We start from the raw sequence: 11,127 nt of genomic DNA on the forward strand, positions 1-11,127 counted from the left end.
GAGTCGCGCGTTGACGTGGCCACGGCACGCTCCTACGATCCGTCCAAATAATCAAAACTAACGTCCTAATATTAGGAGCATCCGTGTTGAAGGTGGGGATCTGGGGGCCCGGGTCGATGGGCGTGATCGCCCTGCGCGCGGTGATCGACCATCCGGAACTGCAGCTGACGGACGTCGTGGTGCACAGCGACGCCAAAGCGGGCCGGGACGCGGGGGAGCTGTGCGGAATCGCGCCGGTGGGGGTGGCGGCCACGCAAGACCCGGCCGCGATGCTGGCGGGTGACGCCGACGCCGTGGTCTATGCGGCCGGCGCCAACCTGCGGCCGCTGGAGGCCGTCGCGGACATGGTGTCGATCCTGCGGGCCGGCAAGAACGTGGTGTCGTGTTCGGTGGTGCCGCTGGTCTTTCCCGACGCGCTCGAGGCGGCGTTCACCGATCCGCTGCGCCGGGCGGCGCTGGACGGCGGCGCGTCTTTCTTCACCACCGGGATCGACTCCGGATTCGCCAATGACGTTCTGCCCCTGGTGCTCACGGGGGTCTCGCGGGTCATCGAGTCGGTGCGGGTCACCGAGATGTTCAACTACGCGACGTACCCCGACTCCTCCGCGGTCTACGACATCCTCGGGTTCGGCCGGCCGCCGGACTACCAGGCCTTCGCGGCCCAGCCCGGCATGTTCGCCTTCGCCTGGGGTCCGGTGCTGCACCAGCTCGCCGCCGGGCTGGGCGTCACTATCGACACCATCGACGAGAGCGTCGAGCGCATCCCCGCCGGCGAGGCGTTCGACACCCCGACCGGTCACATCGCCGCCGGGACCATCGCGGCGATGCGGTCCACCCTCACCGGTTTCGTCGGGGCCACGCCAACGTTCGTGCTCGACCACGTGACCCGCATGCGCGACGACCTCGCCCCGCACTGGCCGCAGCCCAACATCCGCATCCCGCCGAAGGACCTGGGGTACGGGCCGGCCTCGGGCCGGGGGCTCTACCGCGTAGAGATCGACGGATCACCAAGCATGCGTTGCGAATTCGAAATGGCCGAGGACAACGACCACGACCTGGGCGCGCGCATCGCCGGCGCCTGCCGGATGGTCAACGCCATCCCGGCGGTCTGCGCGGCCCCTCCCGGCCTGCTGTCCGCGCTTGACCTGCCGCTCGTCACCGGGGCGGGGCTGCTCCGCCCGGTCGAGGGTCCCCCGCCGGACAGCCGGCTGTTCTAGCCGCCCGGGTACGTCGCGGCGGCCAGCTCGAGGATTTCGCCGCGATCGGCGGGCAGGATGAACCCGGAGTCGATCGCCTTGTCGAGCGCGGCCGCGAAACGCGCCAGGTACTCCTCCACGCCGCCCGGGTACAGCCGGTTCACCGTGGCGGCGTCGAAGGGCTCGCCCGAGCCGAAGATCGCGGCCATCTCGCTCTCGGGCAGTCCGTCCGGGCCGGCCGATCCGGATGTCCGGGCGATCGGCACGTCCACCCAGGGTGTCCGCACCCCGCCCAGGGCCAGGCCGTTGGCGTCCAGCACGGGCCGGGGCTGATCGGCCGCGCCGACGTCGATGGTCGGCGCCGAGGGAGCCGGCCGACCGGTGCGCACCCAGGCGCTCAAGGCCGCCACGGCCGCCTGCACGACGTAGTGGTGCTGCGGGGCGAAGTTGATGTAGTGCGAAAGCTGTTGGCCCATCAACACGTTCGTCGGCCGGTAGGCCTCCACGATGTCGGCCAGCGGCGCCGACCCGCTGTCGATCGGCGCCACCAGGATCGTGTAGTTGTCGGCGTGGGCGGCCCCGGGGATCTCCCAGACCCGCAGCAGGTCGTCGTCGGGCCGGCGCGCGAAGTAGTAGCCCCCGAGGGTGTCGCTGACGAGGTCGGTCTCGGTGATGATCGCCAGGAGCGGGACCCGCAGGTCGCGGCGGAAGGCGACCGCCTGCGGGCCGGCGAGCCGGTCGAAAATGGAACTGCCATCCAGCGGTGCGGCCGAGGCGAAGCGGGAATGGACCAGAAAGCCGTCGTAGACCCCGGCGAGCGGATCGACCGCGTTGACGTAGGTCGTCAAGAACATGGCCGACTGGGACTCGCCGAGGGCGACGACGTGTCGCGGGCGCAGGCCGCGCAAGACGTCACCGTGTTCGGGACTCGTGAGCACGGCGCCGATTTGGGAGAAGATGTCATAGGCGAAGGCGTCGCCGGGATGGTGCAGCGGCCCGTAGCGCGCCGGATCCTGGCTCTTGAGGGACATGTCCACGCCGAGCATGCTGGGACCGCCCTCGACGCCGACCCGCTGGGCCGAGACCGCGACGTACGCGTAGCCCGAGCGAAGGATCTCGCGGTGCGCCATCATCCACACCGCCGGGGCGTCGATGCCGCCGCTCACGTTGAGCCATTCGACCAGCACGGTCCCGTTGAAGCGCGCCGGATCGGCGGGGGTCAGCGCCACCATCCGGGTGGTGTAATCGGCGGTGTCGCAAGGGTTTACCGGCCAGGCGCCGTCGGCACCGAGCTCGCCGGCCGGGGCGTAGGAGTGGGCGCTTCCCGAGACGAAGTACTCCTTCGCGACGTAGCCCACGGCGTCGAGACCGAAGGCGCCCAACAGCAGCAGCGGCCTCCCGGTGACGGGCGCCACGCGCGCGGGCTCGGTGGTCGTCACAGCGCTTCGGGCAGACCGAATTTGGGAAACAGCGTGCCGTCCAGGAACGCCACCACGTGCGTGATCCGGTTCCCGATCATGTCCAGCACGTGCAACTGGAACGGCATGTGCGCGTTCCCCGCCCGCATGTACATGGCCGCGGCGGGCTGGCCGTTGGCGATCAACGGGATCAGGCGCATGTCGCCGGCGTGCTCTGCGGGGCACTGCTGGTGAATGAGCGTGATGATGTCGCGCGCGCCCCGATACCAGCCGACGTACGGCGGCATCTCCCAGATCGCTTCGGCGGTGAACATTTCCACCAGCCGGTCGATGTCGTAGGCCTCGAACGCGGCGATGTAGCGGGCCAGCAGGTCCCGGGCCTCCGACGAGTCGGGCGCGTCCAGCCGGTCCTCGGTGCTGGGCCCGGCCGCCTCGAGCTGGGACCGCGCCCGCTGGAGCAGGCTGTTGACGGCGACGGTGGTGGTGCCGACGGCCTCGGCCACCTCGGCGGCCTTCCACTGCAGCACGTCGCGCAGCACCAACACGGCGCGCTGTCGCGGGGAAAGGTGCTGCAGCGCGGCCACAAACGCCAGCCGCACCGACTCGCGCGACCCGATGATGACCGACGGGTCGCCGGCCACGTCGGGCAGCGGCTCCAGCCACGGCACCTCGGCACGCTCCACCAGCTCGGCGGTGGGATCCGCGTTGGGCGCGCCGAGCCCGGTCGGCAGCGGGCGGCGTTGCCGGCCCTCCAGGGCGGTCAGGCAGGTGTTGGTGGCGATGCGGTGCAGCCAGGTCCGCATCGACGACTTGCCCTCGAAACCGTCGTAGGCCCTCCAGGCGCGAACCAGCGTCTCCTGCACCAGGTCCTCGGCGTCGTGCAACGAGCCGGTCATCCGGTAGCAGTGCGCCAGCAGTTCACGACGGTACGGCTCGGCCCGGGTGGCGAACCCGTCCCCGACCCCCGGGTCGTCGGCGGTCTGCGCTAGAAGCCTCACGAGCGATGAGCCTACGCAGTGCCGGCGACACCCAAAACCGGTGTCCGGGCCGGGCAGCCACTACGCTTGCGCGTGATGACAACCACCCGGTCGGAACGGAGCTTCGACGGTGTCGGCGGCGTGCGCATCGTGTACGACGTCTGGACGCCGGAAACGCCCGCGCGGGCGGTGGTCGTGCTGTCACACGGCCTCGGCGAATACGCCCGCCGCTACGACCACGTCGCGCAATGCTTCGGCGAGGCGGGGCTGGCCACCTACGCGCTGGACCACCGCGGGCACGGCCGCTCGGGCGGCAAGCGGGTGCTGGTGCGGGACATCTCCGAGTACACCGGGGATTTCGACACGCTGGTCGGCATCGCCACCCGCGAGAATCCGGGGCTCAAGTGCATCGTGCTGGGGCACAGCATGGGTGGCGCAATCGTCTTCGCCTACGGCGTGGAACGCCCCGACAACTACGACCTGATGGTGCTGTCCGGGCCCGCCGTGGCCGCCCAGGATCAGGTCTCGCCGCCGTTGCGGGTGGCCGCCCGGATCCTCGGCGTGCTCGTCCCGGGCCTGCCCGTGCAGGAGCTCGACGTCGACGCCATCTCCCGGGACCCGCAGGTGGTGGCGGCCTACAAGAACGACCCGCTGGTGTACCACGGGAAGGTTCCGGCCGGCATCGGGCGGGCCCTGCTCCAGGTCGGCGAGACGATGCCGCGGCGGGCGCCCGCGCTGACCGCCCCGCTGCTGGTGGTGCACGGCTCCGATGACCGGCTGATCCCGGTCGCCGGCAGCCGGCGTCTGGTCGAGTGCGTGGGTTCGGCCGACGTCGAGTTGAAGGTCTATCCCGGCCTGTATCACGAGGTGTTCAACGAACCCGAGCGGGAGCAGGTGCTCAACGACGTGGTCTCCTGGATCACCAAGCGGCTGTGAGCCGGCGCACGCGAGCTGTCGCACCGCTTGAGTAGTTTGGCGCTATGACCGACGACAAAATGCTGGCTCGCATCGCCGCGCTGCTGCGTCAGGCCGAAGGCACGGACAACCCGCACGAGGCCGACGCGTTCATGACCGCCGCCCAACGGCTGGCCACGGCCGCCTCCATCGATCTGGCGGTGGCCCGGTCCCACGCGGCCGATCGGTCCCCCGCTCAGGCGCCCACCCAGCGCACCATCACCGTCGGCGCGGCGGGCACCAAGGGGCTGCGCACCTACGTGCAGCTGTTCGTGCTGATCGCGGCCGCCAATGACGTGAAGTGTGACGTGGCGTCCAATTCGACGTTCCTGTACGCCTACGGGTTTCCCGAGGACATCGACGCCACCCACGCGCTCTACGCCAGCCTGGTCGTTCAGATGGTTCGCGCGTCCGACGCCTACCTCGCCTCCGGCGCGCACCGGCCGACCCCGACGATCACCGCCCGGCTGAACTTCCAGTTGGCGTTCGGCGCCCGGGTCGGGCAGCGCCTGGCCGAGGCCCGCGCCGCCGGCGAGGTGATCGGCCGTGAGGCCCGCAGCCGCGGGTTCAACGTGCAGCTCGCCGGGGCGATGAACCTGGCGCGCGACCCGCGCAACGGCCGCAACTTCGAATACCTTTCCGAGGACCCGCTTTTGACGGCGACGATGGCGGCGGAGTCGGTCAACGGGATTCAAGACAACGGCGTCATCTCGACGGTGAAGCACTACTCGCTGAACTGCAACGAGACCAACCGGCATTTCCTGGACGCGGTGATCGATCCCGCGGCGCATCGCGAATCCGACCTGCTGGCCTTCGAAATCGCCATCGAGCGATCCCGGCCGGGCGCCGTGATGACGGCCTACAACAAGGTCAACGGCCACTACGCCGCCGCCAACCACGTTCTGCTCAACGAGGTGCTCAAGGGCGCCTGGGGCTACCGCGGCTGGGTCATGTCGGACTGGGGCGCAACGCCCACCTGGGAGTGCGCGCCGGCGGGCCTGGACCAGGAATGCGGCGCCCAGATCGACGCCATGCTCTGGCAGTCCGAGGCCTTCGGCGCGCCCCTGCGCGCCGCGCACGCCGACGGCAGGTTCGCCGACGAGCGGCTGTCGGACATGGTCCGCCGGATCCTGCGGTCGATCTATGCCGTCGGGATCGACAAATCCCGCGGCGCAGTGGAATTCGATTCGGCCGCGCACAACGAGGTGGCCCTGCGGGTCGCCCGCCAGGGCATCGTGCTGCTCACCAACCGCGGGGCGCTGCCGATAGCGCCCGAATCGACCGCGCGGATCGCCGTCATCGGCGGCTACGCGCAGCTGGGGGTCCCGGCCGGCTTCGGGTCGAGCGCCGTCGTCCCCCCGGGCGGGTACGCCGCAGTCATCCCGATCGGCGGGACGGGGCTGGAGGCGGGGATGCGCAAGCTCTACCTGCTACCGTCCAGCCCGCTCGAGGAGCTCAGGACGCGACTTCCCCACGCGCAGATCGAGTTCGACCCCGGCGCCAGTCCCGCCGAGGCGGCGTCGGCGGCGCGCCGCGCCGACCTCGCGATCGTGTTCGCGATCCGCGCCGAGGGCGAGGGCTTCGACGGCGCCGACCTGTCGCTGCCCTGGGGACAGGACGCGGTGATCGCCGCGGTGGCCGCCGCCAATGCCAACACCGTGGTGGTGCTCGAGACCGGCAACCCGGTGACGATGCCGTGGCTCGACTCGGTGAACGCCGTCCTGCAGGCGTGGTATCCGGGCCAGGCCGGCGGCCGGGCTATCGCGGAAGTTCTTACCGGACAAGTGAATCCGTCGGGCCGGCTGCCGATGACATTCCCGGTCGACCTCGCCGGGGCGCCGCGCCCGCGGCTGCCCGGCGGCGACGAGCCGTGGGGGACACCGACCACCATCGCCTACACCGAGGGGGCCGAGGTCGGCTACCGCTGGTTCGCCGCCACGGGCGAAGTCCCGCTGTTCGCGTTCGGTCACGGCCTTTCGTACACGGGCTTTTCCTACCGCGACCTGACGGTCACCGGCACCGACACCGTGACCGTGACCTTCGAGGTGGTCAACGTCGGGCAGCGGTTCGGGGCGGACGTGCCGCAGCTGTACCTGACCGATGCGCCCGACGGGCCGCGCCTGCGGCTGCTGGGCTTCCGGCGGGTCGAGCTCGCGCCGGGGGAGAGCCGCCGCGTGAGCATCGAGGCGATGGGGAGCCACCCCCGGCTGGACACGGCGGTGATCCAGACCGTGGGGGCCAAGCACTGGGACGGCTTCGCGATCGCGTCGGTGCGTTAGCGGGGGCCGCGGCGGGCTACCCGCAGACCGCGCCGATCGCCGCCGAGCTGACGAGCTTGACGTACTTTGCCAGCACACCGGTCGTGTAGCGCGGCGGTGGAGGGCTGAAATCGCTTCGCCTGGACTCGAATTCGGCCGGGTCGGCCAGGACGTCCAGGGTGCGGTTGGCGACGTCGAGCCGGATCCGGTCGCCGTCGCGCAACAGGGCGATCGGTCCGCCGTCGACCGCCTCCGGCGCGATGTGCCCCACGCACAGCCCGGTGGTGCCGCCGGAGAAGCGGCCGTCGGTGAGCAGCAGCACGTCCTTGCCCAGGCCGGCGCCCTTGATCGCGCCGGTGATGGCGAGCATCTCGCGCATCCCGGGCCCACCCTTGGGGCCCTCGTAACGGATCACCACGGCGTCGCCCTGGGTGATCGTCCCGTCCTCGAGGGCGTCCAGCGCGGCGCGCTCGCCGTCGAAAACCCTTGCGGTGCCCTCGAACACGTCGGAGTCGAAGCCGGCCGTCTTGACCACCGCGCCCTCGGGAGCCAGCGACCCGCGCAGGATCGTGATGCCCCCCGTCGGGTGGATCGGGTTGCTCAGCGCCCGGAGCACCTTGCCGTCGGGGTCGGGCGGGTCGATCGCGGCAAGGTTCTCGGCGACGGTCCGTCCGGTCACCGTCAGGCAGTCCCCGTTCATCAGGCCCGCATCCAGCAGTGCCTTCATCACCACCGGAACCCCGCCGATGTGGTCCACGTGGGACATCACGTGCCGGCCGAACGGCTTGACGTCGGCCAGGTGCGGCACCTTCGACCCGATCCGGCTGAAGTCGTCCAGCGACAGCGCGACACCGGCCTCGTGCGCGATGGCCAGCAGGTGCAGCACCGCGTTGGTGGAGCCGCCGAACGCCATCACCACCGCGATCGCGTTCTCGAAGGCCTCCTTGGTGAGAATGTCGCGGGCGGTGATGCCGCGCCGCAGCAGCTCGACGACGGCCTGACCGCTGCGGCGGGCGAACCCGTCGCGGCGGCGGTCGGTCGCCGGCGGGGCCGCGCTGCCCGGCAGCGACATGCCCAGCGCCTCGGCGGAACACGCCATAGTGTTGGCGGTGTACATGCCGCCGCACGCGCCCTCGCCGGGGCAGATCGCCCGCTCGATGGCGTCGACGTCCTCGCGCGGCATCAACCCGCGGGCGCAGGCGCCCACCGCCTCGAACGCGTCGATGATGGTGACCTCGCGCTCGGTGCCGTCGGACAGCTTGGCCACCCCCGGCAGGATCGAGCCCGCGTAGAGGAACACCGCCGCCAGGTCCAGCCGCGCGGCGGCCATCAGCATTCCGGGCAGCGACTTGTCGCAGCCGGCCAGCAGCACCGAGCCGTCGAGGCGCTCGGCCTGCATCACGGTTTCGACGCTGTCCGCGATCAGCTCGCGTGACGGCAGCGAGAAGTGCATCCCCTCGTGGCCCATCGAGATGCCGTCGGAGACCGAGATCGTCCCGAACTCCAGCGGGTACCCGCCGGCCGCGAACACCCCCTCCTTGACCGCCGTGGCGAGGCGGTCCAGCGAGAGGTTGCACGGGGTGATCTCGTTCCAGGACGACGCGACCCCGATCTGCGGCTTGGCGAAGTCCTCGTCGCCCATCCCTACCGCCCGCAACATGCCGCGGGCGGCGGCCTTCTCCAGGCCATCGGTGACGTCACGACTACGGGGCTTGATGTCGACGGGCATCGTGCAAGTATGCGCTGGCCAGCCTCGCGGCCGGCAAGGGGGTCATACCCTGGCGGGGTATACTGCCGGGCGACGGCATGGCGCCCCCGGGCGCGGCAGGTGAGAGGCAGGACGACGGTGACGACCGCGACGACCGCGACAGGCGCACACGGATATTCCGAGCAAAAGGACAACTACGCCAAGCGGCTGCGGCGCATCGAGGGCCAGGTGCGGGGCATCGCCCGGATGATCGACGAGGACAAGTACTGCATCGACGTCCTCACCCAGATCAGCGCGGTCAGCAGCGCCCTGCGATCGGTCGCCCTCAACCTGCTCGACGAGCACCTGACCCACTGCGTCACGAACGCGGTCGCCGAGGGCGGCGACGAGGCCGACCAGAAGCTCGCCGAGGCGTCCGCCGCGATCGCCCGGCTGGTTCGTTCCTGATTCCGCACTGCGTGTTAAACGAGCAAGATGCGTGAAACCGTTGGCGCGGTGCGTACGGTAGGAACAGCGTGCCGCGGCCGGCTCAACCAGCGGTGGCGCGCCCCGACCGATGACTGCCATGACCTCCGAAACCGCCGTCGCCGCGCGAACGTGGACGCCACGGGTCGCGGGGCAGCTCGCCGTGCTGGGGGCGGCCGCGTTCACCTATGTCACCGCGGAGATCCTCCCGGTGGGGGCGCTGTCCTCGATCGCCCGCAATTTGCACGTCAGCGTCGTCCTGGTGGGCACGCTGCTGACGTGGTACGCGCTGGTGGCGGCCCTGACGACGTTCCCGCTGGTGCGCTGGACGGCGCACTGGCCGCGGCGGCGCGCGCTGGTCTTCAGCCTGGTCTGCCTGACCGCCTCGCAGCTCATCTCCGCCGTGGCCCCCAACTTCGCCGTGCTGGCCGCCGGGCGGGTGCTGTGCGCGGTCACCCACGGCCTGCTGTGGTCGGTCATCGCCCCGATCGCCACCCGGCTGGTGCCGCCGAGCCACGCCGGTCGCGCCACGATGTCGATCTACGTCGGCACCAGCCTCGCCCTGGTCGTCGGTAGCCCGCTGACGGCCGCCCTAAGCCTGATGTGGGGCTGGCGGCTGGCCGCGGTGTGCGTGACCGTCGCCGCGGCCGTGGTGACCGTGGCGGCCCGGCTGCTCCTGCCCGAGCTGGTGCTCACCGACGACCAGCTGGCCTGCGTCGGCCCGCGGGCCCGCCACCACCGCAACCGCGCCCTGATCGTCGTCAGCCTCATCACCATGGTGGGTGTCACGGGGCACTTCGTGTCCTACACCTACATCGTCGTCATCATCCGCGAGGTCGTCGGCGTGCGCGGCGCCAACCTGGCGTGGGTGCTGGCCGCGTACGGCGCCGCCGGGGTCGTCGCCGTCGCCATGGTGGCGCGACCGCTGGACCGCCGTCCGCGCGGCGCCGTCCTCCTCTGCATGGCCGGGCTGACGCTGGCGTTCGCCGTGCTGACCGCGCTGGCGTTCGGCGGCGAAGCCGGAGCGGTGACCCGACTCTCCGTAGTGGTGATCGGGACCTGCGCGATGGTGCTGTGGGGAGCGATGGCCACCGCGGTGTCGCCGATGATGCAGTCGGCCGCGATGCGCACCGGGGCCGACGACCCCGACGGCGCCTCCGGGCTGTACGTGACGGCGTTCCAGGTGGGCATCATGGCCGGGTCGCTGGCGGGCGGGCTGTTGTACGAGCGCAGCGTCGCGCTGATGCTGACCGCCTCGGCGGGCCTGGTGGCCGTCGCGCTGGCCGCGACCGCGGCCAACCGGCGCGTTCTGGACGTTGCGCCGCCGAGCTCACGCAATTCATAGCTGGCCTGCTCAGCGGCGTTTCTGGCGGCCGGGGGGCACCGCGTTGAGGGTCGGGATTTGTTTGCTGTTCGGTTCGCTATGCGACACTTGTCCGGAAGAAAGTGACTGGAGGTATGCGTATGTCGGGCTGGACGAGGGCCTGGACTGGGAGGGGCCTCTTGGCCGCTCTGAAGGCAGCCGGATTGGTTTCGGCCGTGGGCGCGATGGTGTTGGTCGCCGCCGGTTCCGCGGCGGCCGATCCCGACCCGGCCCCCGGTGACCCCGGCGTGGTGGCCGCTGAGTTTCTGGCCCGCCCACACCGCGGTGACCGTCGACGCCGGCGGCACGGTGTCGAGCTTCCAGACCGGCGACACGCTGATCGCCACCGCCGACGACTCCACCCACCAGCTGACCATCACCCGCAACGGGGTCGTGGAGAAGACCTTCCCGATGTCGATGGGCATGACGGCGGGCGGCCACCAGACCCCCAACGGCACCTACTACGTCCAGGACAAGAAGGCGTCGGTGGTGATGGACTCGTCGACCTACGGGGTCCCGGTCAATTCCACCTACGGCTACAAGGTGACCGTGGAGGACGCGGTCCGCTTCGACAACGTCGGCGACTACGTGCACAGCGCGCCGTGGTCGGTCGACGACCAGGGCAAGCGGGATGTCAGCCACGGCTGCATCAACATCAGCCCCACCAACGCGAAGTGGTTCTTCGACAACTTCGGGCCCGGTGACCCGATCGTCGTGAAGAACTCCACCGGCGGCGACTACAAGAAGAACGACGGCTCCGCCGACTGGATGAACTAGCCGCCTCGCCG

8 protein-coding genes and 3 pseudogenes are annotated in these 11,127 nt (G+C 70.8%); 8 read left to right on the forward strand and 3 right to left on the reverse strand.

What is annotated here, in order from left to right; all coding sequences use genetic code 11:
* The first annotated feature begins 83 nt into the window (after nucleotides 1-83).
* On the forward strand, nucleotides 84-1,217 hold the full coding sequence (locus BN971_RS21625) for an NAD(P)H-dependent amine dehydrogenase family protein (protein WP_085179524.1): 1,134 nt from the start codon (nucleotides 84-86) through the stop codon (nucleotides 1,215-1,217).
* Here the strand turns inward: BN971_RS21625 and BN971_RS21630 are convergent.
* Both BN971_RS21630 and BN971_RS21635 read right to left on the reverse strand, forming a co-directional pair.
* On the reverse strand, nucleotides 1,214-2,635 hold the full coding sequence (locus tag BN971_RS21630; protein ID WP_085179523.1) for an alpha/beta hydrolase domain-containing protein: 1,422 nt from the start codon (nucleotides 2,633-2,635) through the stop codon (nucleotides 1,214-1,216). The genes BN971_RS21625 and BN971_RS21630 overlap by 4 nt on opposite strands.
* Nucleotides 2,632-3,612, reverse strand: a complete 981-nt coding sequence (locus BN971_RS21635) for a sigma-70 family RNA polymerase sigma factor (protein ID WP_085179522.1) — start codon at nucleotides 3,610-3,612, stop codon at nucleotides 2,632-2,634. The genes BN971_RS21630 and BN971_RS21635 overlap by 4 nt, the downstream gene beginning before the upstream one ends.
* A 75-nt stretch (nucleotides 3,613-3,687) precedes the next feature.
* Here BN971_RS21635 and BN971_RS21640 point away from each other — a divergent pair, with 75 nt between their 5' ends.
* The 4 genes and pseudogenes from BN971_RS21640 to BN971_RS26780 all read left to right on the forward strand — a co-directional run bounded on the left by BN971_RS21640 (nucleotide 3,688) and on the right by BN971_RS26780 (nucleotide 6,824).
* Nucleotides 3,688-4,527, forward strand: a complete 840-nt coding sequence (locus BN971_RS21640) for an alpha/beta hydrolase (RefSeq protein WP_085179521.1) — start codon at nucleotides 3,688-3,690, stop codon at nucleotides 4,525-4,527.
* A 44-nt stretch (nucleotides 4,528-4,571) separates the two neighbouring features.
* Nucleotides 4,572-5,669 (forward strand): annotated as a pseudogene (locus tag BN971_RS26770) (glycoside hydrolase family 3 N-terminal domain-containing protein); the annotation flags it as partial.
* A gap of 120 nt (nucleotides 5,670-5,789) precedes the next feature.
* A pseudogene (locus BN971_RS26775) lies at nucleotides 5,790-6,515 on the forward strand (glycoside hydrolase family 3 protein); the annotation flags it as partial.
* Nucleotides 6,516-6,623: 108 nt separating this feature from the next.
* The gene (locus BN971_RS26780) at nucleotides 6,624-6,824 is read left to right on the forward strand and encodes a fibronectin type III-like domain-contianing protein (RefSeq protein ID WP_428978072.1); all 201 of its coding nucleotides are present in this window, start codon (nucleotides 6,624-6,626) and stop codon (nucleotides 6,822-6,824) included.
* Nucleotides 6,825-6,840: 16 nt separating this feature from the next.
* Here the strand turns inward: BN971_RS26780 and ilvD are convergent, their stop codons facing one another.
* On the reverse strand, nucleotides 6,841-8,532 hold the full coding sequence (gene ilvD, locus BN971_RS21650) for a dihydroxy-acid dehydratase (RefSeq protein ID WP_085179517.1): 1,692 nt from the start codon (nucleotides 8,530-8,532) through the stop codon (nucleotides 6,841-6,843).
* A 117-nt stretch (nucleotides 8,533-8,649) separates the two neighbouring features.
* Between ilvD and ricR the strand changes: the two genes are divergently transcribed.
* From ricR to BN971_RS21665, 3 genes and pseudogenes are all read left to right on the forward strand, one after another.
* Nucleotides 8,650-8,958: a copper-sensing transcriptional repressor RicR gene (ricR, locus tag BN971_RS21655; RefSeq protein WP_085179516.1), complete on the forward strand. Its 309-nt coding sequence runs from the start codon at nucleotides 8,650-8,652 to the stop codon at nucleotides 8,956-8,958.
* A 109-nt stretch (nucleotides 8,959-9,067) separates the two neighbouring features.
* Nucleotides 9,068-10,321, forward strand: coding sequence for an MFS transporter (locus tag BN971_RS21660; protein WP_372512040.1), 1,254 nt, complete (start codon nucleotides 9,068-9,070; stop codon nucleotides 10,319-10,321).
* Between the two features lie 267 nt (nucleotides 10,322-10,588).
* Nucleotides 10,589-11,116, forward strand: a pseudogene (locus BN971_RS21665) (L,D-transpeptidase); the annotation flags it as partial.
* Nucleotides 11,117-11,127: the final 11 nt, after the last annotated feature.

The organism is Mycobacterium bohemicum DSM 44277 (assembly GCF_001053185.1).
In the GTDB taxonomy this organism is placed as follows: domain Bacteria; phylum Actinomycetota; class Actinomycetes; order Mycobacteriales; family Mycobacteriaceae; genus Mycobacterium; species Mycobacterium bohemicum.

Excerpts from the sequence above, each read along its gene's own strand:
- BN971_RS21660 (WP_372512040.1), top strand. The coding sequence starts at position 9,068 with ATGACTGCCATGACCTCCGAAACCGCCGTCGCCGCGCGAACGTGGACG.
- ilvD (WP_085179517.1), bottom strand. The coding sequence starts at position 8,532 with ATGCCCGTCGACATCAAGCCCCGTAGTCGTGACGTCACCGATGGCCTG.
- BN971_RS21640 (WP_085179521.1), top strand. The coding sequence starts at position 3,688 with ATGACAACCACCCGGTCGGAACGGAGCTTCGACGGTGTCGGCGGCGTG.